Origin of the sequence: Sphingorhabdus sp. EL138 (assembly GCF_945882965.1) — a bacterium.
Taxonomy (GTDB): domain Bacteria; phylum Pseudomonadota; class Alphaproteobacteria; order Sphingomonadales; family Sphingomonadaceae; genus Sphingorhabdus_B.
Window position 1 is genome coordinate 115,700 of record NZ_CAMCWY010000002.1, and the last position, 24,860, is coordinate 140,559.

24 protein-coding genes and 2 pseudogenes are annotated in these 24,860 nt (G+C 48.5%); 21 read left to right on the forward strand and 5 right to left on the reverse strand.

Annotated elements, in window-relative coordinates; all coding sequences use genetic code 11:
• Positions 1 to 98: 98 nt before the first annotated feature.
• The 19 genes and pseudogenes from Q0N43_RS01550 (at position 99) to Q0N43_RS01640 (ending at position 19,036) form a co-directional block, all read left to right on the forward strand.
• A complete protein-coding gene (locus Q0N43_RS01550) occupies positions 99 to 1,283 on the forward strand; it encodes a hypothetical protein (protein ID WP_295441481.1) in 1,185 nt (394 codons plus the stop codon).
• Entirely contained in the window at positions 1,280 to 2,440 is a 1,161-nt protein-coding gene (locus Q0N43_RS01555; RefSeq protein WP_295441486.1) for a glycosyltransferase, read from the forward strand. The genes Q0N43_RS01550 and Q0N43_RS01555 overlap by 4 nt, the downstream gene beginning before the upstream one ends.
• 26 nt (positions 2,441 to 2,466) lie before the next feature.
• On the forward strand, positions 2,467 to 3,594 hold the full coding sequence (locus Q0N43_RS01560) for a glycosyltransferase (protein ID WP_295441488.1): 1,128 nt from the start codon (positions 2,467 to 2,469) through the stop codon (positions 3,592 to 3,594).
• Between the two features lie 630 nt (positions 3,595 to 4,224).
• On the forward strand, positions 4,225 to 4,653 hold the full coding sequence (locus tag Q0N43_RS01565; RefSeq protein WP_295441491.1) for a putative colanic acid biosynthesis acetyltransferase: 429 nt from the start codon (positions 4,225 to 4,227) through the stop codon (positions 4,651 to 4,653).
• A complete protein-coding gene (locus tag Q0N43_RS01570) occupies positions 4,650 to 5,294 on the forward strand; it encodes a class I SAM-dependent methyltransferase (RefSeq protein ID WP_295441493.1) in 645 nt (214 codons plus the stop codon). The genes Q0N43_RS01565 and Q0N43_RS01570 overlap by 4 nt, the downstream gene beginning before the upstream one ends.
• A gap of 28 nt (positions 5,295 to 5,322) precedes the next feature.
• A complete protein-coding gene (locus Q0N43_RS01575) occupies positions 5,323 to 6,222 on the forward strand; it encodes a glycosyltransferase family 2 protein (protein WP_295441496.1) in 900 nt (299 codons plus the stop codon).
• Between the two features lie 31 nt (positions 6,223 to 6,253).
• Positions 6,254 to 7,000, forward strand: a complete 747-nt coding sequence (locus Q0N43_RS01580; protein WP_295441500.1) for a glycosyltransferase family 2 protein — start codon at positions 6,254 to 6,256, stop codon at positions 6,998 to 7,000.
• A gap of 10 nt (positions 7,001 to 7,010) precedes the next feature.
• Positions 7,011 to 8,132, forward strand: a complete 1,122-nt coding sequence (gmd, locus tag Q0N43_RS01585) for a GDP-mannose 4,6-dehydratase (RefSeq protein WP_295441503.1) — start codon at positions 7,011 to 7,013, stop codon at positions 8,130 to 8,132.
• A gap of 5 nt (positions 8,133 to 8,137) precedes the next feature.
• A complete protein-coding gene (locus Q0N43_RS01590; RefSeq protein ID WP_295441505.1) occupies positions 8,138 to 9,094 on the forward strand; it encodes a GDP-L-fucose synthase in 957 nt (318 codons plus the stop codon).
• Positions 9,095 to 9,183: 89 nt separating this feature from the next.
• Positions 9,184 to 9,417 carry a sugar phosphate nucleotidyltransferase gene (locus Q0N43_RS01595; RefSeq protein WP_366845895.1) on the forward strand — a complete coding sequence of 78 codons (234 nt, stop codon included), beginning with the start codon at positions 9,184 to 9,186 and terminating at the stop codon, positions 9,415 to 9,417.
• A gap of 12 nt (positions 9,418 to 9,429) precedes the next feature.
• A complete protein-coding gene (locus Q0N43_RS01600; protein WP_295441507.1) occupies positions 9,430 to 11,088 on the forward strand; it encodes a hypothetical protein in 1,659 nt (552 codons plus the stop codon).
• A 93-nt stretch (positions 11,089 to 11,181) separates the two neighbouring features.
• Positions 11,182 to 11,375: pseudogene (locus Q0N43_RS01605) on the forward strand (IS3 family transposase); the annotation flags it as partial.
• 331 nt (positions 11,376 to 11,706) lie between these two features.
• Positions 11,707 to 12,330 (forward strand): outer membrane beta-barrel protein, encoded by a 624-nt coding sequence (locus Q0N43_RS01610; RefSeq protein WP_295441510.1) that lies wholly within the window; start codon positions 11,707 to 11,709, stop codon positions 12,328 to 12,330.
• A gap of 361 nt (positions 12,331 to 12,691) precedes the next feature.
• Positions 12,692 to 13,333 (forward strand): heme-binding protein, encoded by a 642-nt coding sequence (locus tag Q0N43_RS01615; RefSeq protein WP_295441512.1) that lies wholly within the window; start codon positions 12,692 to 12,694, stop codon positions 13,331 to 13,333.
• Positions 13,334 to 13,566: 233 nt separating this feature from the next.
• On the forward strand, positions 13,567 to 14,229 hold the full coding sequence (locus Q0N43_RS01620) for a sulfotransferase family protein (RefSeq protein WP_295441514.1): 663 nt from the start codon (positions 13,567 to 13,569) through the stop codon (positions 14,227 to 14,229).
• A 51-nt stretch (positions 14,230 to 14,280) separates the two neighbouring features.
• The gene (locus Q0N43_RS01625; RefSeq protein WP_295441516.1) at positions 14,281 to 15,999 is read left to right on the forward strand and encodes a glycosyltransferase family 2 protein; all 1,719 of its coding nucleotides are present in this window, start codon (positions 14,281 to 14,283) and stop codon (positions 15,997 to 15,999) included.
• A gap of 229 nt (positions 16,000 to 16,228) precedes the next feature.
• Positions 16,229 to 16,654: pseudogene (locus Q0N43_RS01630) on the forward strand (IS5 family transposase); the annotation flags it as partial.
• Between the two features lie 104 nt (positions 16,655 to 16,758).
• Positions 16,759 to 18,252, forward strand: a complete 1,494-nt coding sequence (locus Q0N43_RS01635; RefSeq protein ID WP_295441519.1) for an AMP-binding protein — start codon at positions 16,759 to 16,761, stop codon at positions 18,250 to 18,252.
• Positions 18,253 to 18,268: 16 nt separating this feature from the next.
• A complete protein-coding gene (locus tag Q0N43_RS01640) occupies positions 18,269 to 19,036 on the forward strand; it encodes a 3-ketoacyl-ACP reductase (protein ID WP_295441521.1) in 768 nt (255 codons plus the stop codon).
• 225 nt (positions 19,037 to 19,261) lie between these two features.
• Here the strand turns inward: Q0N43_RS01640 and Q0N43_RS01645 are convergent, their stop codons facing one another.
• The 3 genes from Q0N43_RS01645 to Q0N43_RS01655 all read right to left on the reverse strand — a co-directional run bounded on the left by Q0N43_RS01645 (position 19,262) and on the right by Q0N43_RS01655 (position 21,371).
• Positions 19,262 to 20,233 (reverse strand): division plane positioning ATPase MipZ, encoded by a 972-nt coding sequence (locus Q0N43_RS01645; protein ID WP_295441523.1) that lies wholly within the window; start codon positions 20,231 to 20,233, stop codon positions 19,262 to 19,264.
• Positions 20,234 to 20,641: 408 nt separating this feature from the next.
• Complete coding sequence (locus Q0N43_RS01650) at positions 20,642 to 21,118, reverse strand: hypothetical protein (RefSeq protein ID WP_295441526.1); 477 nt, start codon at positions 21,116 to 21,118, stop codon at positions 20,642 to 20,644.
• A gap of 124 nt (positions 21,119 to 21,242) precedes the next feature.
• The gene (locus Q0N43_RS01655; protein ID WP_295441528.1) at positions 21,243 to 21,371 is read right to left on the reverse strand and encodes a hypothetical protein; all 129 of its coding nucleotides are present in this window, start codon (positions 21,369 to 21,371) and stop codon (positions 21,243 to 21,245) included.
• Positions 21,372 to 21,405: 34 nt separating this feature from the next.
• Here Q0N43_RS01655 and Q0N43_RS01660 point away from each other — a divergent pair, with 34 nt between their 5' ends.
• Both Q0N43_RS01660 and Q0N43_RS01665 read left to right on the forward strand, forming a co-directional pair.
• Entirely contained in the window at positions 21,406 to 21,657 is a 252-nt protein-coding gene (locus Q0N43_RS01660; protein WP_295441531.1) for a type II toxin-antitoxin system RelE/ParE family toxin, read from the forward strand.
• Between the two features lie 11 nt (positions 21,658 to 21,668).
• The gene (locus Q0N43_RS01665; protein WP_295441534.1) at positions 21,669 to 22,010 is read left to right on the forward strand and encodes a helix-turn-helix transcriptional regulator; all 342 of its coding nucleotides are present in this window, start codon (positions 21,669 to 21,671) and stop codon (positions 22,008 to 22,010) included.
• A 268-nt stretch (positions 22,011 to 22,278) separates the two neighbouring features.
• Here Q0N43_RS01665 and Q0N43_RS01670 read toward each other — a convergent pair whose 3' ends face one another.
• Positions 22,279 to 22,782, reverse strand: coding sequence for a hypothetical protein (locus Q0N43_RS01670; RefSeq protein ID WP_295441537.1), 504 nt, complete (start codon positions 22,780 to 22,782; stop codon positions 22,279 to 22,281).
• A 630-nt stretch (positions 22,783 to 23,412) separates the two neighbouring features.
• Positions 23,413 to 24,441 carry a hypothetical protein gene (locus tag Q0N43_RS01675; protein ID WP_295441540.1) on the reverse strand — a complete coding sequence of 343 codons (1,029 nt, stop codon included), beginning with the start codon at positions 24,439 to 24,441 and terminating at the stop codon, positions 23,413 to 23,415.
• Between the last annotated feature and the right edge of the window lie 419 nt (positions 24,442 to 24,860).

Consider the following 24,860-nt stretch of genomic DNA (forward strand, 5'->3'; position numbering starts at 1 on the left):
CCATGTTGGATTATCTGCTCAGCGCTCCTAATACTTCAGGATCAAAAAATCTGAAAATAACAAATGCTGTTCACTAGACAAAAAACCTTCATTAAAAAATGATCAAAATTGAAACAAAACATGAAAAAGATAAATTCGGCTTTTTATTGCTGGCTATCTATGCATTTGGCGGCTTGGGTTTAGAATTGTTACGTAGACTAGACAGCAGATTTGACAATTCGTTTTTTTCGGAAAGATTAATTGTAACAAATGATGCTTTAAATATATTATATATTCAAACTTTTGTCATGTTATTTGTTTTTCTTTTAGCCAGAAACTTATTTCTATTTCCCATAATTGCAAAATCCCGCAGCATGGTTAGCCTCAGCCCATACATAATATACTTTGGAGTACTGTGTTTACTTTTATTATTTTCAATTTATCACTTAGAATATATTTGGCTTCAAATGCCGGATCGTTTCGAAGGCGCTTTCTACGTCAATGCGTTAATCACTATTGGATCCTCTGCTCTGATACTTGCCTACAATGTAGAGAAATTTAGACCACTTTCAGTAATTAGCGTTCTATTATTTTTCTTTGCGTTAACATACGCGGCGGCGACTGGCTCCAGGGCTGCGGCGCTTCCGTTCTTGGCGTTCGCGGCCTGCGCCTTTGTGAACCGCAATAAAATAGCCGCGCTGGCGCTTGCCCTGCTATCGCTCAAAGCACTGTTAACGGCGCTCGCAATCCGAGCAGAACCGAGCTTTGCTAACTTTGCGGCCAACTTTTTCACATTTGACGCGTCGGAACTTTTTAACAACTTTACTTCAATAGTCGCGCTCTCCTTTCCAGCGGGATATACTGTTCAGGTAGCTTTAGATGCCCACAGTTCACCAGATAGTTTATGGGAAAATATTTTATATCTTTCTCCCATACCTTCCGGCTGGTTACCCGAAGCACTATTTGTAAAATCAACTTTATCCGACGCACTTGGATTTGATTCAAACGTTCTTGGCATCAACACTGATATATACTCCGATCCTATATATAGGGGAGGAATAGTAGGAGCTTTTACCTATCCAGTGTTTCTTTTTGGATTGTATTTCCTGTCAATGTTTTTCGCTTTTCGAATGCCACAGCGCTGGCAATATTCTGCTGCGATGATGTCAAAAACCCTTGCTGCATATGGTCTTATAGGAGGCATGGTGTTCAGCTATCGGTCTGCCACCCGATGGCAGTTGGTTTTTATTTTAATTCTAGCAATCTATATTAGATTAATTAAAGGAAGAAATTCAAATATATGAATACATTAATCATGCACAACACTTTGTGGTCAAAATATAAAGCTGCAGTATTTACACAATTGGAAATTATTGCATTTGAAAGTTTTATCGATTTTAATTTCGTACACATTGCGGAAACGGAGGATGACAGAGTTTCACTTTCTTCTGTAGATTACGAATCCCATAAATATAATTATGAGCTTTTGTGTTCAGGAACAATAGAGAGCAATTGGTGGCCGAAAAGATCGTTCAGACTCATTAAATACTTAAATTCTAAAAAATGGAATTTGGTACTAATACCAGGATATTATAGGCCTGAATATTGGATTGCGCTGGTCTATTGCTTGATAAAAAAAATAAAAATTGGCCTTTTTTGTGACAGTACAAAATTTGATAGCCACTCATCCAGCGCAAGATTATTTTTGAAACGTATTTTTGTTTTCTTTTGTGACGGTTATTTTGCGTATGGTCGCCGAAGTTCCGATTACCTCCGCTTTTTAGGCGCTGACTCTAAAGTTATTTTTGAACGCTGCCAGGCTGCAGCTTTACCAGGCGATTACAGCGCCAAGAATATAATTCGAAGGCGGCAGAACATACGCAATTCGACATCAGTTTTTAAAGTTATTTACGTGGGTCGTTTGTCGCCTGAGAAAGATCTTCTTACGTTGCTCAAGGCTTGGGCAGTAGTTTCCGATAAATGGCCATCTGCTCAGCTTGATTTATTTGGTTCTGGTCCGCAAGATCGAGAGCTTAAACGCTCGGTTGAGAGCATGGGACTTAGTGCTCAAGTACGCTTTCTTGGTGCCAAGGAAATTGCCGACATTTATGACGCCTACATCGCCGCTGATTTGTTAGTGTTGCCAAGCATGAGAGAGCCCTGGGGGCTTGTCGTAAACGAGGCGCTGAGTTTTGGTTGCCCCGTTGTTGTTTCTGACCGATGCGGGTGTGTTCCAGAATTAGTTCTTGATGGACAAACAGGCTTTCAGTTTCGCGGCGGCGACCCTGTTGACCTGGCGGTTAAAATTGACCGAGCGCTTGAACGGTTCTATAAAAATGGCGAGGCTTCGCGTCATTGTACCGAGCACATGGAAAAGTTCACGTCGGTTATTGCAGCACAACAAATTTTAGACGGGTGCCAAAAATTGTTGGCTGGACCGACGCCCGCAACTAATCGTTAGTCACCCGTCACCATTAAGGGTTTTTTATGCGCTTGCTGCATACAGTTGGTTCGATAGATAGCGATCATTCCGGCGTTGCTGTTTGCGTGAAAAACTTGGCGCGGTCCCAGGCGCGGCTTGGCGAGAAACCAAATATTTATACAATGACGGAACCTAATTCAATTGAGGATCAAGGTGTCGTTACAAGACGGTTCTCTCCTGGATTTTTCAACAATAATTTGATACTTAACCTAGGTTGGTCACGCGCACTTCGCAAATCTATAACAGCCGAACAGTTTCATGTGGTTCACACCCACGGCCTCTGGCTAGGACTAAACTCATACCAATCTAAAAGTACAAAATTTGTTATTTCTCCTCATGGAATGCTGAGCTCCGTAGCCCTTGAGTTTTCCAAATTTAAAAAAGCTGCTGCCTTGGCGTTTTACCAGAGAGGTGCGCTAAATTCTGCCCATTTGTTGATGGCAAGCGCGATGAGCGAGTATAACGACATCCGTTCATTTGGCCTAAGACAACCAGTTGCGATTATCCCACATGGTATCGATGTTGGGCCAGTGAAAAAAATCAATACTAAAAACGATGAACTGGTAGTCATATCATTGGGAAGAATTCACCCGAAAAAGGGACTTATAAACCTAGTCAATGCGTGGGCACAACTGACAGATCGGTATCCCAATTGGATCCTGAAAATTGTAGGTCCGGATGAGGACAACCATACTCAAGAATTGAAGGGTCTTGTTCGTAATTTAAATCTGAAAAGAGTAGAAATTCTGCCTGCAGTATACGGAACTGAAAAAGTTGCCCTGATGGAAGCGGCCAGCCTTTTTGTTTTACCATCATTCAGCGAAAATTTTGCGCTTACGGTGGCAGAGAGTTTAGCTTTAGGGGTGCCAGTGATAGCGACAAATGGCACGCCTTGGGAAGGCTTGGAGCTTGAGAATTGCGGATGGTGGATAGATGTTGGAATAAAACCGCTGGTACAGGCTCTCGATACCGCAATGGCCTTGCCGGAAACGTCAAGGCACGAGCTTGGGCAGCGAGGACGAAATTGGATGTTACGTGACTTCACGTGGCTAAATGCTGCCAGCCAGTCTATTGAGGTTTATAATTGGCTCATCCATGGCGGTGAAGTTCCGCCGAGCATACATTTGGACTGACAAGGGTCTGAGATGAATGACCTTTGGGCTAATGGTACCTGGAAGTATCCCGCTTAGATCTGCATTGTGACGATTGTTTTTAGATCTTTTACAACTTGCCTTACAAACTATTGCCGACTGTGGCCTAGGCATTGAGAACTCTAGTTTTGACGAGTTTCGGTGCTAGAATTTTGGAAATGTCGGCACCCTATCCGGTTGATATGATCTGGCCTCCTGGGACCTAGCAATAGAAGAAAGTTGTTGCGTCGGATCTAGTTTAAATTGCCTAGATGTTGCTCGCGTTAAAGGGTGATGATACGTAGCGGTCAGTCATTGGGGTCATTTACCGTCCACGACTTTGACTACACTCCGTTTCTTTTAATGCAGCGCAACATAGCGGTTTATTGATAAACGGCGACTTTGCTTAGAATTGTGCATGAAAGCAGATGCCAGCTGTCCGGTATGTTGTACTTGGCGCGGCGGCCCGGAACGTGACATTATTTTTTTGGTTAATCCGAAAGGGAGGTGGGATCTGTGATTGAAATAGACGTTAACAGCAATCGTAGAGTCCCGAAATGGACGCGCCCTCAACAGGCCGGAAGGGTTTTGTGGACGTTGTTTCATCCGGTGTTCCGTTTTTCGCCTCGGCCGATGTGGGGTTTCCGGCGAAGTATATTGCGGATGTTCGGCGCTCAAGTCGGTAGCGGCGCGCATGTTTATCCAACTGTCAAAATTGCTATCCCGTGGAACATCCGTTTAGGTCAGGATTGTGCGGTAGGTGATTGTGCTATTTTGTACTCCTTGGGGTTAATTAGTATCGGACACCGCTGCACGATTTCGCAGGGTGCACATTTGTGTGCCGGAACGCACGATATCGCCGACCCCGCACGTCGATTGTTAAAGCTACCGATTTGCGTTGGGAACGACGCATGGGTGTGTGCCGATGCATTTATCGGACCGGGCGTGAATATAGGAAACGGTGCAATCGTCGGGGCCCGCGCAGTGGTAATGCGAGATGTTCAGGCATCGGTCATCATGGTCGGCAACCCCGCTCAACAGATTAGGAGTGTAACAGAGTGATAGCCCAGCATTCAATTTCGGGATATATTTATGATGCGCCTGACCAAAATGAATCGCACGCTTATTTGTTACCCATGCTTAAGGCCGAATTGAAAAGCGTTGAATTGAAGCTGTCGGGCAAAAAGCGGGTTTTTGATCTTGGGTGTGGCAATGGAAGTATTGCAGCAATTGTTGCTGCGGAAGGATGGGGCGTGACTGGCGTGGACCCATCGGACCAGGGTATTGATCAGGGACGGCGAGCCTACTCCCATTTGCGCCTCGATCGGGGGTCGGCCTATGACGATCTGGCAGAAAAATACGGCCGTTTCCCAGTTGCGTACAGTTTAGAGGTGATAGAGCATTGTTATGCGCCACGTGATTATGCGCGCAGAATGTTCGATTTGCTCGAGCCAGGTGGAACGGCAATTATCTCTACGCCATACCATGGTTATGTTAAAAACCTTGCAATGGCTATTACTGGTAAAATGGACTCTCATTTTACCGCGCTGTGGGATCATGGTCACATCAAGTTTTGGTCGTTCAATACCTTGCGAATCCTCCTAAAAGATGCTGGCTTTGAGGATATCCGATTTAGGCGCGTAGGCCGCATCGCACCTTTAGCGAAATCAATGTTCGCCATAGCGCGAAAGCCGTCAGCTTAGTCTGCCAGAAGGCTATTTAATTCCTAACATGACCCTTACCGTGATTATCCTGACCAAGAACGAGCAGTTGCACATAGAGCGTGCGATGGCTTCGGTGGCAGGAGTCGCCGATCGCTGTGTAGTGGTGGACAGCGGTTCGACCGATGCTACGCTGACATTAGCCAAGTCGGCTGGTGCGGAAATCCTCAGCAACCCATGGACCAATCATGCGACCCAATTTAACTGGGCGCTTGACCAGTTGGGTACAGAAACACAGTGGATATTACGCCTTGATGCCGATGAGATCGTTACAGCCAAACTGGCGGAAGAAATAAAATCGGTGCTGCCTACCTTGGGAACGGATATCACGGGTGTTTTCGTTTCCCGACACATGGCATTTTGGGGCAGACGGATAAGATGGGGTGGCCTATTTCCGCTTCGTGTCATGCGGCTTTTTCGACACGGGCAAGGCCGATGCGAAAACCGTTGGATGGACGAGCACATCATCACGTCTGGACCCGCGGCAAATTTTGTTGGCGAGATTATCGATGATAACCACAACTCGCTTAGCTGGTGGACTGAGAAACATAACGCTTACGCGTCGCGCGAGGTCGTTGATTTGTTAAGTGTGGAATATGGTTTTGCTCAAGCTGACTCTGTGACCAATATGGGGCAGCGTAGCGAGGCGAGCGTAAAACGATGGATCAAGGAAAATGTTTACGCCCGGCTACCCTCGGGATTACGTGCATTTGCATACTTCTTTTATCGCTACATTGTGCGGCTAGGCTTTTTGGATGGGAAAGAAGGCGCGGCCTTTCATATTCTACAGGGCCTTTGGTACAGATATTTAGTGGATATGAAGCTTCATGAAGTAAAATCCTTCATGAAGAAGACGGGTGCTGGGCCGAAGGACGCAATCCGTTCTGTTTTGGGCATCGACCTGACTTGAGTTTGTGCGGTTAAAGCAAGTTTTTCCTGATTTGAAAATTTCTGTTGTCACTGCGGTTTATAACCGGGTTGCGACTGTGGGGCATGCCATGGCGTCTCTTCAGGCGCAGACCCACCCCCATGTCGAACATATTGTTCAAGACGGCGGCTCCACGGACGGAACACTGGCTGCTCTAACGCAGCTTGCTATCCCGTCCACCTTCGTCCGCTCTGAACCTGACAAAGGCATTTACGATGCTATAAATCTTGGCATTGCGCGCGCCACGGGCGATATCATCGGGCTCATGCACTCAGATGACTTTTACGCTGACGATCGCGCGTTGGAACGGATTGCCGAGGCATTCGCCAGTCCCGAAGTTGACGGTGTCTACGGCGACCTTCAATACGTTGCTGGAGAAAGGCCACATGGTGTCGTGCGTCATTGGCGCTCCGGCGAATATAGTCGCTCGAAATTAGAGCGAGGTTGGATGCCGCCGCATCCTACACTTTATTTACGCCGCAAAGTTTTCGATCAGTGGGGTCTTTACGATACCAATTTTCGGATAGCTGCCGATTACGATGCGATGCTGCGTTATCTGGTGAAGGGCCAGATCAAGCTTGCCTACATTCCAGAGGTCTTGGTGAAGATGCGGATCGGCGGCGAAAGCAACCGATCGCTCAGTCGAATTCTCCTTAAAAGCCGCGAGGACCTCCAGGCTATCCGCCGGAACGGCGTCGGCGGGCTGGGAACCCTTGCGTGCAAAAACCTCCGTAAGTTACCGCAGTTCTTTCAAAGGTGAAAAACCAACAATGACCAAACGTGCATTAATTACGGGCATCACAGGGCAGGACGGAAGCTACCTTGCCGAGTTTCTTCTTGAGAAGGGCTATGAGGTTCACGGTATCAAGCGTCGGGCGTCGTCGTTCAACACGCAGCGCATTGACCACATTTACCAAGATGTCCACGCGCCGGCCCCTCAACTTAAACTCCATTACGGCGACCTCACCGACACCTCGAACCTGACGAGGATCTTACGTGAAGTAGAACCCGACGAGATTTACAATCTAGGCGCGCAGAGCCATGTGGCGGTTAGCTTCGAGGCGCCCGAATATACTGCAGATGTTGATGCCATGGGAACGCTACGTCTCTTGGAGGCTTTACGCTTTTTAGGTTTTGAGAAAAAATCTCGTTTCTATCAGGCCTCGACCTCGGAGCTCTATGGGCTGGTTCAAGAGACACCGCAGCGCGAGACTACACCTTTTTATCCTCGCTCCCCCTATGCCGTTGCCAAGCTTTATGCATATTGGATGACGGTAAATTACCGTGAGGCGTATGGCATCTATGCTTGCAACGGCATCCTCTTCAATCACGAGAGCCCCCGTCGCGGCGAAACCTTCGTGACCCGCAAAATCACTCGCGGATTGGCAAACATCAGCCAGGGCCTTGAAGGCTGCCTTTACATGGGTAACATTGATGCCCTTCGAGACTGGGGCCACGCGAAGGATTATGTCCGCATGCAGTGGATGATGCTACAGCAGGACACGCCGGATGATTTTGTCATCGCAACTGGCACCCAGCACTCGGTTCGACAATTCATAAGCTGGGCTGCCGAAGACTTGGGTATCTCCATTAAGTTCGAAGGCGAGGGCGTTGATGAGATCGGCGTTGTAGAAGGCGTGTCCGGTAATATCGCGACCGGCGTCAAGGACGGTGATATCATCGTGCGCATCGACCCACGCTACTTCCGACCGGCTGAGGTAGAGACGCTGCTGGGCGATCCCACCAAAGCCCGCGATAAGCTCGGCTGGGTGCCGGAGATCACTGCGCGCGAAATGTGCGCCGAGATGGTCGCCTCCGATCTGAACGACGCGCGCCGTCACGCGCTTTTGAAGGCGAACGGCTTTGATACGCCGATCTCGCACGAGGATTGAGACAGATGCGCGCCTATGTAGCCGGTCATCGCGGCATGGTGGGCAGTGCGATAGCGCGCAGCCTCGAAGCCGACGGGGCGGAGATCGTAACCGCCGCGCGGTCGGAATTGGATCTGGCCGACCAATCCGCAGTCAGGAGCTTTTTGGCAAAGGAACGCCCCGATACAGTAATCGTGGCGGCGGCAAAGGTCGGCGGCATCCATGCCAATAACACGCTGCCGGCCGAGTTCATTTACGAAAACCTGATGATCGAGTGCAATCTCATCGACAGCGCCTTTCGTGCAGGGGTCGAGCGGCTACTCTTTTTAGGTTCGTCCTGCATTTATCCCCGCAATGCGCCGCAGCCGATGCCCGAGGAGGCTCTCCTTACAGGCACCCTCGAGCCCACCAACGAGCCTTACGCCATTGCCAAGATTGCGGGCATCAAGCTGTGCGAGAGTTATAACAGGCAGTATGGGGTCGACTATCGCTCGGCGATGCCTACGAACCTGTATGGACCCGGCGACAATTTCCACGAGACTAAATCGCACGTCCTTCCGGCTCTGCTGCGGCGCTTCCATGAGGCCAAGCAAGCCGGTTCGGAAGAGGTCGTCATCTGGGGTACCGGAACCCCTAAGCGCGAGTTCCTGCACGTTGATGACATGGCAGCGGCTTGTGTATTTCTATTGAACCTTCCTAAAGACATTTACGCAGCCAATACCCAGCCCATGCTGAGCCACATCAACGTTGGGACCGGCAGCGATGTCTCGATCGCGGATCTTGCGGGCGTCATTGCACAGGTCACGGGGTTTGAGGGGCGCATTTCGTTTGATACGACAAAACCCGATGGGACGCCGCGCAAGCTTCTGGATGTCACGCGCCTCACGAATATGGGCTGGACGGCGAGCATTCAGCTTGAGGAAGGCATCCGCCAGACCTATGACTGGTATCTGGCGAACCAGGGTTATCTGCGAGCAGCGTAAGGCCGTGAGAAGCTAAATCTTGGACCCAGTTTGTGCACTGCTGCGCCCCTGGCGCAACACACCAAATGTCTAAACCGAGGAAAATATTAATGGCATCCAATCCACGTGTTGTCCCAGTAATTCTGTGCGGTGGCGCAGGGACCCGTCTGTGGCCTGTTTCCAGAAAGTCTTCGCCCAAGGAATTCAAGCCGCTTTTGGGCGAGACTAGCCTGCTGCAAGATGCGGCCATGCGTGTGCGAGGCGATGGCTTTGACAGTCCACTCGTCGTCACGGCAGAGCCATTTCGCTTCATCGTCTCCGAGCAGTTATCGCAAACTTGTTAAATAAAATTAGGAATGGTTAATATTGTGATTGATTCAAATAATGAATATACAAATCTAAACATCTATTTGGAATTATCTTTTATTATTCCAAAAACTTCTAATGAATATGATAAGTGGGCTGATATTTTCGTCGGGCGAGAAAACTGGGTCGACAATCTGCAGTTGAAAAATTTTAATGCATCACCAGTTTTTCATTCGATATATATAGAATCAATACTTCATTCCTATAGACTACTTTGCGAGTTAGCTCGGCTGCCTATTTTTGACACTCCAAAGTTAGTATCTTTATCGGAGGATAAAATTGATGCTAATAGATACACAATAAAAATCGGAACATATTTAGATACTAAGGTGTCACAATCTGTCTATAAAAAACTTATAAACACCGCTTTAAAAATTTGTGAATGGATGGCCCAACATAGCCCCACACCAGACAATAAGCACAAGCTATTTAGCACCATTACCGAAAAAGTGATTAAACCGCTTCATCAAATTATTCCAGCTGGGAAATCCACTATTCCGGTACTTCGAGTTGCGCATGCCTTGGGAATTCCTTTCATTCATTTGGGCTTGGGCGTGTATCAGCTAGGTTGGGGTAGCAAAGCCAGAAGACTTGACAGAAGCATCTGTGAATTTGATTCAGCGATTGGGACAAGGCTAGCACAAAACAAGGTTTCAACTGCAAACATTCTGCGTGAAGTTGGGCTGCCGGCTCCAGTACATGGGGTAACTACAACAGAAACCGATGCTCTCGCAATTGCTACAAAAATTGGGTTTCCGGTGGTAGTTAAGCCAGCTGACGGCGACAGAGGCGAAGGGGTAACTGTAGATATTTTTGAGGAGACGCAGCTTACGGCGGCCTTTGCTCCTGCCCACAAATTGTCAAAGTCAAAACAGGTCATTGTTGAGCGTCAGGTCCTGGGAACATGCCATCGACTATTTATTGCAAATGGTACATTACTGTATGCCGTGAAACGTCATCCAATTTCAGTCATCGGGGATGGTCAAAGAACAGTAAGTCAGCTTGTTGATGATGAAGTCTTGAAAGAGAGCTTTAAGCCGCCATGGAACCGCTCGGAAATTAAGCCCATTGATGAACTGGCGTCACAAACGCTTCAAAAGCTCGGGTTGCTACCCGGGTCTGTTCCTGGTAAAGACATCATCATTCCGCTTCGCCCTATCGAGTCAACAGAATGGGGTGGCGTAGACGAAGATGTCACTCAGCTCGTTCATTCAGAAAATCTGAGGATTGCTCTCCAAGCTGCAAAGATTTTTGGCCTGCATATAGCCGGCGTTGACATAATTAGTCCCGATATCGCCAAGCCGTGGCACGCCAATGGGGCGATTATCAACGAGGTTAACTTTGCGCCTTTGTTTGGAGGTGCGGAAATTTCAAGATCCTATATCCCTAAGTTTTTAAAGGATTTTGTGGATGGTAACGGGAAAATTCCGATTGAGGTTTTTGATAATGAAAAAGCCGCTGAAGCGTTTCAAAAAAGGCAAGCAGTACATGGAATGCGTTGTTACCTGACTACTGCAAATCGAACAATAGACGAGCTCGGGGAAGAGATCGTGATGCCTTTTATAAATGTTAAGCAACGGGTCCGAGCGCTGATCCTTAGTTCAGATGTTGATGCGATCGCAATTTTAAATCAAGAGAAAATTCCTTAGGCCTAGCTTACGTTCCCCGCAGCCCAATGGCACAGATTGGATGTTGTTATTTAGGGAGTGTTTTGGCTTCATCGCAGCGACGCAGGAATGTAGATGAGACAAAAACACTCTTGCCAACCAAAGGCCTCTGCCGGACCTGCCGCAAACGATATTCGTCGGGCAATCCGGCGACATTTTTCTGCCGAGGGCAGGGTTAGGATAGTGCTGGAACTACTGGTGGAGGAAGGCATTGGGCAGAGCCTGCATCACGTCTCAAGGAGTTCATGGAAGCTTGCAAGCGGCGCCTGGCAACGCGAAAGGATCAAGCGACAGACTATCGAATATCGGCGCTTGCAATACCGCAAACTCGCCGACTAATATCAGTTCATCTGATTAGGTCAACGATACCCTATCCTACCCGGTCATCAGTGCCAAATGTTCTGATGATAGACAGAATGGCGGTGGGAGAGCGACCCCCAACCAACTCTCTTCCCATTAAAATGTTGAAATAAAATCTTTTCAGAAACATTGAACGCCCGAGGCTGATCAGCGCTGCAGCAAGATACTGAAACCCCACCTAGTTCATCCAAAGTTCAGGTTGCTGCCGATAGTTTGTGAAGTTGTAGGGAGAGACGTTTAATGCGAATGAAGATCTATTCCATGAAACTCTTTGTGTTCTGCGCAATGTCCACAGCCGCCTTGACCGCGCCTGCAGCGGCACAGGAAACAACGATTTTTGATGGCCCATTCGTCGGCGTGCAGTTGGGATGGCAGCAAGACCGGAGGTCAGCCACCACCAGCCTAGTGCCGCCCACCACAACTCGCGTGACCGGCGATGGTTTGGTCTACGGCGGTCAACTCGGCTACGATGCCAATATCGGCGGCGCCGTGCTTGGCGTCGAGGGTTCCATAATCGGGCGGACTGGCAGCAATGGTCCTGCTGCTCTCGATTACGAGACGGGTCGGACAATCAACGTAACGGCCCGGGCCGGCTTGCTAGTATCCCCTGAAAGCCTCCTTTATGCTCGAGGAGGTTATTCCAATGCGCGCTTCTCGCTCGCCAATCCGGCAGGCAATTCTGAAAGTCGGGACGGGTACACGCTCGGCGCCGGTTATGAGCGATCGCTCACAGACACGATGTCGGCTCGGATCGAATATGCCTACAGCAACCACGGCAGCTATTCACTGCCTGGGATGGGCGGACCCGTAGTTATAAACTACAGGCGCCACGGCGTTACTGCCGGGTTCAATCTTCGGTTTTAAACTTATCAAGAAGAAGGCCAATGCCCCGCTAATTTACGCAGCCATCAGTGCCAAATGTTCTGGCCACAGACAGCCACGATGAAATCTCCGCGACGGGATAGCCGCGCTCCGTGATCTGGGCCACCGCATCCCGCTTGAACTAATCGCTGAAATTTACCTTGCTGATGTTCGTCTCCTTACCTCAAATTTAGGGAAGAAGGCGTCCAGAAATCTAGGGGCTATTCACTTTGGCGCTTCTCTTGTCATTATGTCTATTATCCTTCGACACTCGTGCGAGCCTCAGTACAAAGTCAAATTCGAAGTAAAATCTTATCAGATAACGGCACGATAGTGGCCGCCACCAATGTTTTGAAAGTTATCCATGATGCGTAAAAGATGGATTTTGTTGGTTGTCGCTGGGCTCGTCGGCGTTGGTTCAATCACTTGGAGTGCCATGGCAAGTAATGTCGAAACACCTAGTTATGCGGTGTCCAGCAAAAGTGGTAATCTCGAGATCCGCGAATACGGCCCGACGATTGTCGCAGAAGCGACGGTCGCGGGAGAACGAGACAAAGCGATACAGCGCGGATTTCGGATTATTGCGGATTATATTTTTGGCAACAATCTATCGTCTACAAAAGTTGCGATGACTGCGCCGGTGATGCAGCAATCCAGCGAAAAAATTGCCATGACCGCGCCGGTGATCCAGCAAGCTTCCGGCAAATCGTGGAATGTACGTTTTGTGATGCCTTCAAAATACACGATGGAAACGCTTCCTAAGCCGGTCAATCCCAAAGTCGCGTTGATTGAAGTGCCAGCGATGCGTTTTGCCGCAATCCGCTTTTCGGGCTTCGCGGGTCAGGGTTCACTCGACAAGCATGAAGCTCAGCTACGGGCATTCATGGCGGAGCGCGGCCTAACTGCCACTAGTGAGCCCCAATATGCGTTCTACAATGCCCCTTGGACACTTCCGTTCATGCGCCGAAATGAGGTCATGATCGAAGCCGCTGATACTTCAGGATAACTCATGTATCTGAATAACGGGTGCGATTTAAGCGCCGAGGTTCTAACTTAAGGCCTGCTAATTTATGCATCCATCAGTGCCAAATGTTCTGACGACGGACACCATATGTCTCAAATTATCTGACGACGGACACGTTAACTAACCGGCTGGCATACATCGCAAAATAGTTAACACTTGCTCCGCATGAAGGGCCTCACTATCTTGATCGGGCAGGCAGAAAACTCGGAAGTCCAATGATTGCGGATACAAAAAGATACAATATAACTTTAGTAAATCAACCATCACCTTTCGTATGGTTTCGCGTTGCAAAGACGGGAACTCGAACGGTACTTAAGGTGTTGCGAGAAAGTGGTGCTGCCTTTGTCTCTGAAGAGGGTCATCAGCTGCCGTTACCTAAGTGTGGCTTCCAAAATTATTTTAAATTTACGTTTGTGCGTAACCCCTATGATCGTTTAATTTCGGGGTGGACTAACAAGGTCATTAATGGCGGTAGCGGTGGTGGCCTTCAGGGTATCAAATCTCCTGAACGCTTAATGAATTTCGATTATTTCGTTGATTGGCTGATCAACCAAAATCCGAACGAAATTAACATCCATTATCGTCCTCAAGCCCTTTTAGTGCCCCCTGAAGTTGATTTTACCGGCAGAACTGAATCGATAGAGCGTGACCTTCAATTCGTTCTGTCACAAGTAGGGCTCGATGTGCGTCAGCGAATACCTCACGAAAACTCGACTGGCCCGAGACGCATTAATCTTATAGATATTAAAAGTAGCACGATTAAAAGTATAAATATACTTTACCGCGAAGATTTTGAACGTTTTGACTACCCAATATTCAATGGCACACAAGTTAGAAAAAATATATTTCCAAAAATCGTTTCGGGATATGCTAAATGATATTAGTAATTATCAGATTCCAAATCAATAAAAAAAGTCAAAGGGTCCGAAATGACTAGCGCTTCAAAAAAGTCCCCAAGTTTCGACTCAATACTGGTCGTTACCTACGGAAGGAGTGGCTCAACATTGCTTCAGGGCGTTTTAAATGCGCTTCCCTCAGTATTGATACGTGGTGAAAATTACAATTTCTGCTGGGGCATATACCAAGCTTGGAAATCAATTTGCGTAGCGAAATTAAAATTTGGTGATAGCAATAAAACAAAAATGAAAAGTTCATCATGGTATGGAGCGGAGTTGCTTTCACCATCGAATTTTCAGGAGATGGCTCGGGAATTAATTAAAGTGCAACTTGGCATACCAAGTGATAGTGATATGGTCTGGGGATTTAAGGAAATTAGATATATTGATTTTTTGGACGAGCTTCCAAAGTTTTTAGACTTTATGAAAATTCTTTTTCCGGGTGTTGCGATTATTTTTAATACCCGTGAGCTGCCTGCGGTTCTCGAAAGTGGTTGGTGGTACTCAAAGAACAAAGATGAAACCACTAATCTTCTCAGAAAAGCCGATAGAGTGTTTTTTGAGTATGCCGAAAAAAATAACAATGCGTTTGTTCAGCGTTATGAGCGAACAATATTGGGAGAACCCGGATTGCGGCCACTCTTTGAATTCTTATCAATGTGGCCCGATATGGAAGAAATCTCCAATGTACTGCAAACGCGACATAGCTATGAGGTGAAAGAAACCACTATTTCTCAGTCCATAAAAAACAGGCATGATAAGGCTTCGAAAAACTACGCCGATAGCAAAGAGGGCCTGAGCGCTCTTACACACATTAAAAGCGCCGAACTGAACCTTTGTGATGAAAAGCACATTCTTATTTCTACAATAAGGGACGAGATTCAACGTCTGCCCTGGTTCTTAGAGCATTATAGAGCACTAGGTACAAAGGAATTTTTTATCATTGATAATGGTTCAACAGATGGAAGCACTGAATTTTTAAAAGAGCAGGATGATGTGACTTTGTACAGCGCTCCAAATGGTCAATACAATTCTAGTGGGTTTGGAACCGTGTGGACAGATGCGCTGTCCTACAAGCATGGCATTAACCGATGGGCGCTAGTTGCTGATGTTGATGAGTTATTGGTGTGGCCTAATTGTTCTACAGAAAAAATTCCAGGCTTAGTGAAAAAGGCAGAAAGGCTTGGTCTCAATCGAGTATTTACTCCAATGGTAGATGTATATGGCAAAACTCCATGTAACGAGATGCCGCCGTACGAAGCCGGCAAGCCGTTTTCCGTGTGGTGTAACTTAATGGATCACGTCTCAATTATGAAGTATGGCTTTCACAACGGACGATTTTTCCTTTTTGGAGGTCCACGCATGCGTTTTGGCAACAGCGGCGAGCGCCCCCCGATTATGTCCAAACAGAAGCTTTATTTTGTCGAACAAAATGGAATTAAATCAAGCAATCCACATTTTGATAACTACGTTCTGCCATCGCCTTTGGTTGCGCCACTGTTACATTATAAATTTATGCCTGATTTTAAATACAAAGTAGATAAAGCAATATATGAAGGTCAACACTGGGAAAATGCTCGAGAGTATAAAAACTACAAAGAGGCTGAACTTTATAGGCGCATTATTGTGGGAACAATGTCTGTGCCTGTTGATAGCCCCGACGGTTTATCTGCGTTAATAGAACAAATTTCGGCCACTATTCGCGCTGCCGGTGTGTCAGGCAGTATTCATTGGCGGCGTTTTAACAATTAATTGACAGAAATCATATTTTACTTCGTGCGCAAATTTTACCAAGCATCCCTACTGATGTTTATCGATGCAATTTTTAGGGCCATTTGTGTCCCAAATCGCAGCCTTACTTTACTTAAAATTTTTAAGGTTACCAAAATTATCTACATTATTTGACGTGACCCCCAACTATCATCCAGTGTTGATTAGAGCCTCGGCGTTGTTTTTGCCCATATGGGCTGGTGAAGCAAGGGGGCGCCGTCGCCTGATCGGATGCACCAAGGGCGGGATGAACTCGAAACTGCACGCAGTGACCGATGCGGCAGGCCGCCCGCTACGGATGTTTCTGACGGCCGGCCAACGGAGCGATTACATCGGCGCTCGGGCCCTGCTGGACGGCCTCCCTCCCGCCGACTACATGCTGGCAGACCGTGGATACGATGCAGACTGGTATCGCGAAGCCCTTGAAGACGGGGGGATCACGCCTTGCATCCCTTCCCGAAAGAACCGTAAGGTTCCAATCCCCTATGACGAAGCCCGATACCGCAAGCGCCACAAGATCGAGAACAGCTTCGCTCGCCTCAAGAACTGGCGACGGGTCGCGACCCGCTATGACCGGTGCCCGAAGGTCTTCCTGTCGGCATGCGCATTGGCTGCCGGAGTCATGTTCTGGCTATGAGTCCTGACCCTAACCTTGTGTCAACCTGAACCGTAAGCTACTGTCAAAATCACGAACTTGCAGTCATCAGGCATTGCAATGGCAGGCATCTCGAAGGAAGAACGATGGCAATACGCGACATTAAAGATCCGTTGTCTTCCTTGGGTTGGTGGGCGGACCAAAAAGGTAGTGAGTGTTGTATTATTCAAGGAGATACCAGATTATCGTATCTAAAGTTGTGTGATTATCTGTCTGATGCAGATCGTAGACTTGAAAAATATAGCCAATTTGACACTGCTGTCGTCGCGTTTAATGATCAATTGAAAGCTCTGGTTTACGGAATTGCTTGTTTGGGGCGTGGTATAAATATTTATTTGCCTGGTAGTTCTAATTTGGGAGTAGCATTAAAACAGCTGGTGCTGCATGGTCGAAAAATAATTCTCTTGCATGATCGCGCCGATCTGGAAACAACTATTCCTAATCTTTATGTAAAAGAGTTATCTCTAGAATCAAATTCATTATTATTCGACCTTGAAAGCTTTTGCTTAAAGTCCGGTGTATATTTAAGCGGCAGTGGCACGACAAGCGGATCGCCGAAGCTTATATATCATCGTTCTGATGATTTGAAATCAATGATAAGGCGCGATTGTATCGCGCGGTCATTCAGTGAAGATGAGTTACATGTTTGCCTCATTTCAGTCAGGTTTTTTACTGGTTTTCGTCGTAGTCTTGCAGCGTTATCGGCTGGCGGTTGTGTTGTGCTCCCAGGTCAAGGATCATCTTCGCAGGAATTGGTTGAACGGATTAACACCCTGCGTATCGACCATCTATCCTGCGTTACAAGTCAGATTAATGTACTATCTCAGAAAATTAGTTCTGACCAAGTTCGTTTTCCCAATTTGAAAAGTTTATTGGTCAGTGGCTCGCCCGTCTATGGAGTTCTGCGAGAGAAGATAAAGAGATATCTTACGCCAAACCTTTTCGTTGGCTATGGGACAAATGAAATTGGAGAGGTGTCGATTTATTCTTCGCATCTGAGCCGTAGCTCAGATAAAAATTCGGTCGGCTTCCTTTTGGATGGGATTTCTGCAGAAGTCAGGTCGGATGAAAATGGTTTTGAAAAGTTATTTTTGCGTGATGCCTACGGTAGTGGTTACTATGGCAATTTGGATACGCGGAGTGATTTCTTTTCGCCAAATGACATCGCGCATCTCGGTAGCGATGGAGAATTATTTATCTTAGGCCGATCAGATGATGTGATATTTTTTGAGGGGATAAATATTAACCCGGTTGATATTGAGAATAAAATATCAATCATACCTGGCGTAACTGAAGTCGCTGCATTTGGGGATGTTCGGCAGCATCGCCTAGGTGCTCCAGTTGTCTTTATTGAATTGAATTCACACGTAGCTGACCCCAGAATCAATCAATCTCTGCATAAAATCTTTCCAAGGATGGATAATGTTGAAGTTTGGGCGGGAAGAATTTTACCCAAAACCCCAAACGGCAAAATATTAAAACGGTCGCTCAAAGATTTCCTGAGGTTCGGAAAGTCACCTGAGCCCGGTTCATCAGATTTTTTTTTAGTAGGCGAGCCAAATCCCGACGCAAGAAAATAGTTGTGGAGATAGTACGATGACACATGAAAAAGTAGCTTTTGTGACTGGTTCGAGCCGTGGAATCGGCGCTGCTATTGCAAAACGCTTAGGAGAACAATCCTACAAATTAGTGCTTCACGGTCGGAAGCCAAGCCCAGAGCTTGACGAGGTGAAGAGCTGTTTGGATAAATCGGGCGTGGCTCACGACACCGTTTACTTCGACTTGAACGATATCGGGCAAGGCGATCAAATCGCAGCTGAGGTATTCGAAAAGTTTGGTCGGGTAGATTGTGTCGTAAGTAACGCTGGCGCTGCGTCCTTAAAGCGTGGGGATTTGCTGGACTTGGAAGGCGATGCACTAGACTTTCTGTATCGATCGAACTTGCGGGGACCTTTTCTACTCAACCAAGCGCTTGCTAAGTGCATGATGTATAAACAAAAAAATTATAGCTCGAGCTTCATCTTCATCACCAGCTCAAACGCTCATGCGGTATCAATCCAAAGGACCGATTATTGCATGTTCAAGGCTGCCGCATCGATGATGGCTCAGGCGTTTGCGGTTCGTCTTGCGGAAGCTGGAATTTCGGCATACGAAATCCGACCTGGTCTAATTTACACGGATATGACCAAGGGCGTTAAGGAATATTATGATAAGAAATTGCAAGATGGATTCTCTCTGAATAATAGATGGGGCGTACCAGATGACGTGGCTCGCGCAGTGGGTTCAATAGCGGCTGGTGATTTTGCTTTTTCGACAGGAAGTATTTTTAATGTAGATGGTGGACTGCTTGTTCCACATTACTAATTGTTACGTGAGCTCCAGCTGCCACCCAGTGGCGATTTGGACTTGAAACGTTGGCTCCGCCCACTTGCCTCTCACCCTGCCGTCCAGTACTACCCGCGCACAGGTCTCATGGGTCTCATCGCTGGAGGACCTCAGCGCAACGGATTGAAATTCATACTCAAGGGGGCCCTATATGACCTCATATCCACTCGACGTTCCCGTCATGGTAAATTTGTCAAAGACGTTTTATTTATTTTCCAAAATTCTTGGCGATCGATGGGATGAAAGCGCTTCATGATAAGCTCTCGTTGATTTCTGGGGCACTGCGGCTCTCTCACGTTGATTTTGCTTAGTCCGTTCCTCCCCACTATTTTTTGGAATTTGACGCTCAAAATCTGGAAGATTGTACTGCCTGACGACGTCGCGAATGGTTTTTTCAATTTTATAATTGCGCCTGCCGATGCTGGGTATCAAGCCAAGATCGAGATACGTAAGGCCGTAGCCGTTGAGATCGCGAAAGCTTATGCTCTCAGGCAAGCCAGTGCCAATACGGCAACCTATGGCCGAGGCCACTTCGTCTAACGAGACACTTACTAATTCCCCGAGGCGGCGCTCACCCCCACGGGACCTATTTTTCAGGATGATCCAATCAGGGCTCCGAAGACCTGCCTGCGCCTTTGCGTTCCTCAATTCTGCAATCAGAGCGGCAAAGTGGCCCGCAGCTGAGAATTCACGCGTCGCTGGATTAAAGCGCGCAAGTACGTTCAAGTCATAAACGGACGATCCTACAGGAGTTACAATTGTGTCGGCCATGGCAAGTGCAAATCGGGCGGTAGCGGCGTCAGCTCCTGGGAGGTCGATAACTACAAAGTTAACACCGTTTCCTAAGCGCTGGATCTCTTGGACAAGCAAATTACCACTTTGCTTGTCAAGTGCTGCAAACTTTGGGGTCGGCAAACCAACTTTTAAAATACGAGCCGTTGCCTCTCTCATCTCCAATGAAGTCGTGAGCGACCGTTGGCGATTATCAAGGTCTATTACTAAAACCTTAGCGCCTGAGTGGCAAAGTGCGGTACAGGAATGAAGGGCAAGGGTCGTCTTGCCCACGCCGCCTTTCTCATTGGCAAATACAATAATGTGTGGAGTTGGGGAGGCCTTTTTTAGCAGCTCGCCAACAACAACAGAGGGGGTGGGAACGCCAGACCAATCATTCGACATATAGCCGCCTCGCGCTTGAGTGCCCCGAAATGACGAGCTTTTCCACTTTGTTTACGAATGGCGGTTGTTACAAGTTATCCACAAAGTGTCAACGTTTTTTGCCAGCAAGTATAGTAGTCGACTTCAGTAGTTGCGAGTTATGAGACCTGTGCGCGGGTGTTCCCCGTCAGCACCAATGGCACAGATTTGATGTTGTGATTTAAGGAGTGTTTTGGTCTCATCGTAGTGACGAAGGAACGAAGATGAGACCAAAACACTCTGGCCAACTGAAGGCCTCTGCCGAGCGTGTCGTGAAGGATATTCGCAGGGCGACTAGCAGCACTAAAAGTTCATTATAAGATACTAAATATACAGATTATTTTAATCGTTATGGGCCCTACAGAGGCTGACAGCAACGGTAGGAATTATTCAACCTACCGGAGGGCTATATGTCTGTTGGATATTAAAATTTTCGATACGCCGAAAAGTATACTGATACATCTGCTGATCATTCAAAATCAACTCCGCATTCGATGAACCAAGTGGTCCACTCTTTATAATTTGAACTACCTTAACGCCTAGCTCACTATCTGCACCTTTAGGCAAAACTAGCGCATAGAACTTCAGATCCTTGTCAGATGATGCCCCTTTGTCGCCAGTTGCTCCTCTGCGGCCACTAATCTGACCAGTCGCCCGATCTATGACATCCAGTTTGTAACCAGCCTCTTTAAACACGGCCACCGTCCGATCAAAGGTTTCTTCGATCGGCATAAAGTACGTAAATCGCTGATAGTTACTATCCAAGCTAAAGATCGATCGGTCTGGCTGAAGGGCTGCGCCGCCAGCGCAGGCACTCATCATCGCGAATGGAATAAGAATTGCACCAAACCGCCTCAGATCAAACACTGCCGCTCTCCTAGTTAACTTTATTCTAATAATTAGCCTCGCGGCCAAATCCGTCAACTCCAATTAGGCCATGGACCCATAATGCATCAGACTACGCCCGCGACATTATGGGTCCATGGCCTAGTCAAATCTGGAGAAAATCTAAGGACGCAGAGCATTTCCTGCCGAAAGGATAGCGGATCGGTGCTTGAGCTAATACACCTTCAGCACCACCAAACAGAAATTCAGCACCACCAAACAGAAATGTAGCCATTGACTACAATGTAGCTTTGAGCTACTTCAGGCAAATGAGGGCAATCAGCTATACCAGACAGGCACTGAAGGCACTTCGCAGAATGCCAGCCGATACTGCTCAGCGGATCATAGCCAAGATTGAACAATATGCACAGGAGCCTGAAACACAGGCCAACAATGTTACGGCATTGAAGGGTCGGGAAGGCATCCGTCTTAGAGTTGGCGATTGGCGAGTTATCATGAACGACGACGGGGTTGTCCTTGCCGTTCTTGAAATTGGTCCTCGTGGCAGCGTGTACGAATGATGGAGATGGCAATGGGTAAAATGATCACGATCCCCCTTGATGAGTACAAGGCGCTAAAGCTGGCAGCTGAAGATTTGGCTGACCTCAGCGCCTATGACCGTGCCATGGCAGCGATTACGCGTGGCGATGATGAACTCATCCCTGCCGAATATGCCAAGCGCCTGATTGTCGGTGAAAGCCCTGTTCGTGTGTGGCGAGAATTTCGTGGTCTTACGCAGATGGCATTGTTCGAAACGTCAGGTGTAAATCGTGTTCAGATTGCTGATATCGAAGCTGGCCGGAAATCTGGTTCGGTTGAAACAATCCGAAAGCTAGCTGATGCACTTGGAGTGGCAATGGACGATCTGGTGTAAAAGCCGTTTAGCGCAGGTGCAGGCACTCAGCGGGCGCGTTATCAAAGCAGTCTCCCTGCCATTTGTAATGCCGAGGGGCGAAGTCATTATTGGGTGCCCTATCGGTGTTGTTACGACGACGGGCTTTTCCTTGGAAATGGACAGTCTTGTAGAAGCAGGAGACCGCGCGTTGTACCTCTCGAAAAGGCGGCAGGCGCAAACTGCCGATAACGCGCGCGGGCGATCTTAAATGTTTAGTGGCCGCTGAGCGACGCAGGTGGCTCCAAGCCTAGTGCAGCGCCCGGCCCGCCGGAGCGGGGTCTAAATCAGCTTCAGTGAGCCACTCTGGAAAGGCGGACCGGGCCCACTTCATTGCCCTGTACTGCATGGCAAACACATCAAGCGTCGCCCGCAGGTTCGAATTTGACAAAAACATGCGCGCCTCCTGGCCGCCATGCCCCTTCAGCATCCAAAACATGGCGTTGCCCTGCAACTTGAACTGCATTGCGACACACAGCCAAGGCTGGACGCCATCAGAGACGCAAACCGGCGGGATGGGATTTGCCCGCCGCTCTTGGCGCAGGCGTTGTTGCGCGATGGGCAGCGCCAAATTGGCTGGGATTGGACCCGCCGCCAGTTTATAAGCCTCGTCTGCCATCTTGGGGATGGCCCGGTCCAGTAGGCGACGCGTGAGCATAATCGCCTGCGTCACTTCCTCTGTATTTCGCGCGTCCATTCGAAGGCGGTCTTCGTCAAAATCGGACACAAGCGTGAAGGTTCGGATGGCAAACACTACTGCACCTAAGGTTAGGGTAATCTATTCAAGGGGACTAACATGCTCAGTCATATCGCGCAACTGTGCCGCGGGGGAAGGGGACGTAAACTAAGGGGCGCAACATTTTTTACTTAGCGTGCGCCCCCTACAAATAAATACAAATTAGGCTCAGCAACTATAAAGTGCCGGCGTAAGTGGCGTGAGGATGACTGTGCCCTGCACCCCTCCGGCTCCAATGGCGATGCGGGCATCGCCCCGAGTGACTTGGCTGACCGGGGCGCAGGTGCGCAAGGTCGAGGCCTACTCCCCATCGTCGCACGGCATTCCTCGCGCTGACGACCGCCGGATAATCGGCGCCACTAAGCCTGGACTTAAAAGTTGCGTGGGCGCAGGTTCAGTTGGCAGCCGAGGCAATATTTGGGCTGGCAATGCTGTCCGCGGCTAGCGCAGCCTGGGCCCGAGAGGCCCTCGCCACCGAGCCTGCCGCCGCCGCCGGCATCGCCGGCACTGCCCATAGCCGCAAGGAAAACCCCCTAGGACGCGCCAGTCAGCCTGCAGGCTTCTGGCAACCCGAAAGCTCGACGCGCGCAGGCCGACGTGACCCCCACTCCAGTAAAAGGCGAGTGGCCACCTGGCCTAACGCCCTAATCAGTTTTGCCCGCCGAATGACACAACTGCAGCCACCGCAGCGGCAAACACCACCAGTTGGGCTACAAACAGGAACTTGTCAGTCTTGTGAATAGCCTTGAAGCGTGGGGCATTCTCATCTTCGATCTGGCTCACGGCCTTGTAGGCATAAATAGACCGGACGAGCGTGAAGACAATCAGTGCATAGGCCACGAGGTAGATTTGATCCATGAGTATCAAGTAACCTAGTTCGGGCAGGTCATCGGCGTAGCTCTTCTGTAAGAAAATGGCTGTCAGCAGGGCGCCCGCCGGCAACCCTGTGCGCACGTCAAGCTCATTCGGCTTAATATTTAACGCGGCCAGGGCGGCAATCAGTACAATGAACAGCGGCATCAACAGCGCCCAATAGAAAAAACTGATGGGTCGAGAGATTTCAAGATTGAACGCCAAGGCGGAGTAAACCGCGGGCGTGCCCTCCTCGCCAAATTGCGAGCCATAGTCGTGGGCGTACGTCTTTGCAGTCCACCCATTTAAGATCCAGCCCGGTATATCGAGGCTATCCCCAATGCCGGAATTTTTTTTATCAATTTGGTATGAAACGACTTCGACGCCGTTTGTGGTGTCTTCAACCATGATACTTAATTTTTGGCGATCCAGCGGAAAATCAACCAGCGAGAAGGGTTGCACGAAGCGTCCCTCTACTCGCACTATTTGATACTGGGATCCGTCGGCAAGCAGCTTTGGCTCTTCGAGTAACGGCTCCTGCTGCTTACCCCACTCCTCAACCATATTCGTGAATTCAAGCGTCTCGGTAGGATCGATGTCGCCCTTCCATCTAAACCACACGTAAGTGTCAACGTAATAGGTGTTGCTGGACATATCCAACTGGTAAACCGAGACAGGATAGAACCCGACCGTCACTACCTGCGCAGTCGAAGGCGGAGACTTCACCTCGACATAACTGCCCTTTTTACCGTCACTGGCGAATGCAGAAAAGCTGATTGATAGCGCCGCCCACAGAGCTAACAAAATCTTAAAAATGCTTTTCATCTTCCCTCACCCACATTAAATTAACTGACGTCGGCTCTAGTTGTTCTCTGGCTGTGGTTCAAGGGCATTCTTAAAATCTACATGGCCCGTTGAGGCAGGGGGCAGGGTAGCCTGCGGCCGGAGCAAATAATGTATCCCTGATTTACCGTAATGCCATATCCACCGACACGCAGCCGCGAAAACAAGCCGCCTCACAATGCGCGCCCTAAGCCTATGTTTGCGGGGCCTGATATCGCCAGGATAGGCAAGCTAAGCCGAGGCATTGGAAAAATCTTGTCTGGCGGCAAGCGGATACGCCCGGGTATTACCGCCAACGCAGTCAAGTGTCATCCAAATAAAATAGAAAACCTTCCCGCAGCGACCAACCCGCCCCGCCAGCAAAACAGGCAGCCACCCCGAGACCCACGCAAGTGGCAGCC

Bases quoted from the DNA above. Each gene is read 5' to 3' on its own strand.
- Q0N43_RS01550 (WP_295441481.1), top strand. From the start codon at position 99: ATGATCAAAATTGAAACAAAACATGAAAAAGATAAATTCGGCTTTTTA.
- Q0N43_RS01555 (WP_295441486.1), top strand. From the start codon at position 1,280: ATGAATACATTAATCATGCACAACACTTTGTGGTCAAAATATAAAGCT.
- Q0N43_RS01560 (WP_295441488.1), top strand. From the start codon at position 2,467: ATGCGCTTGCTGCATACAGTTGGTTCGATAGATAGCGATCATTCCGGC.
- Q0N43_RS01565 (WP_295441491.1), top strand. From the start codon at position 4,225: ATGTGGGGTTTCCGGCGAAGTATATTGCGGATGTTCGGCGCTCAAGTC.
- Q0N43_RS01575 (WP_295441496.1), top strand. From the start codon at position 5,323: ATGACCCTTACCGTGATTATCCTGACCAAGAACGAGCAGTTGCACATA.
- gmd (WP_295441503.1), top strand. From the start codon at position 7,011: ATGACCAAACGTGCATTAATTACGGGCATCACAGGGCAGGACGGAAGC.
- Q0N43_RS01590 (WP_295441505.1), top strand. From the start codon at position 8,138: ATGCGCGCCTATGTAGCCGGTCATCGCGGCATGGTGGGCAGTGCGATA.
- Q0N43_RS01595 (WP_366845895.1), top strand. From the start codon at position 9,184: ATGGCATCCAATCCACGTGTTGTCCCAGTAATTCTGTGCGGTGGCGCA.
- Q0N43_RS01600 (WP_295441507.1), top strand. From the start codon at position 9,430: ATGGTTAATATTGTGATTGATTCAAATAATGAATATACAAATCTAAAC.
- Q0N43_RS01610 (WP_295441510.1), top strand. From the start codon at position 11,707: ATGCGAATGAAGATCTATTCCATGAAACTCTTTGTGTTCTGCGCAATG.
- Q0N43_RS01615 (WP_295441512.1), top strand. From the start codon at position 12,692: ATGATGCGTAAAAGATGGATTTTGTTGGTTGTCGCTGGGCTCGTCGGC.
- Q0N43_RS01620 (WP_295441514.1), top strand. From the start codon at position 13,567: ATGATTGCGGATACAAAAAGATACAATATAACTTTAGTAAATCAACCA.
- Q0N43_RS01625 (WP_295441516.1), top strand. From the start codon at position 14,281: ATGACTAGCGCTTCAAAAAAGTCCCCAAGTTTCGACTCAATACTGGTC.
- Q0N43_RS01635 (WP_295441519.1), top strand. From the start codon at position 16,759: ATGGCAATACGCGACATTAAAGATCCGTTGTCTTCCTTGGGTTGGTGG.
- Q0N43_RS01640 (WP_295441521.1), top strand. From the start codon at position 18,269: ATGACACATGAAAAAGTAGCTTTTGTGACTGGTTCGAGCCGTGGAATC.
- Q0N43_RS01645 (WP_295441523.1), bottom strand. From the start codon at position 20,233: ATGTCGAATGATTGGTCTGGCGTTCCCACCCCCTCTGTTGTTGTTGGC.
- Q0N43_RS01655 (WP_295441528.1), bottom strand. From the start codon at position 21,371: ATGGCTACATTTCTGTTTGGTGGTGCTGAATTTCTGTTTGGTGGTGCT.
- Q0N43_RS01660 (WP_295441531.1), top strand. From the start codon at position 21,406: ATGAGGGCAATCAGCTATACCAGACAGGCACTGAAGGCACTTCGCAGA.
- Q0N43_RS01665 (WP_295441534.1), top strand. From the start codon at position 21,669: ATGGGTAAAATGATCACGATCCCCCTTGATGAGTACAAGGCGCTAAAG.
- Q0N43_RS01675 (WP_295441540.1), bottom strand. From the start codon at position 24,441: ATGAAAAGCATTTTTAAGATTTTGTTAGCTCTGTGGGCGGCGCTATCA.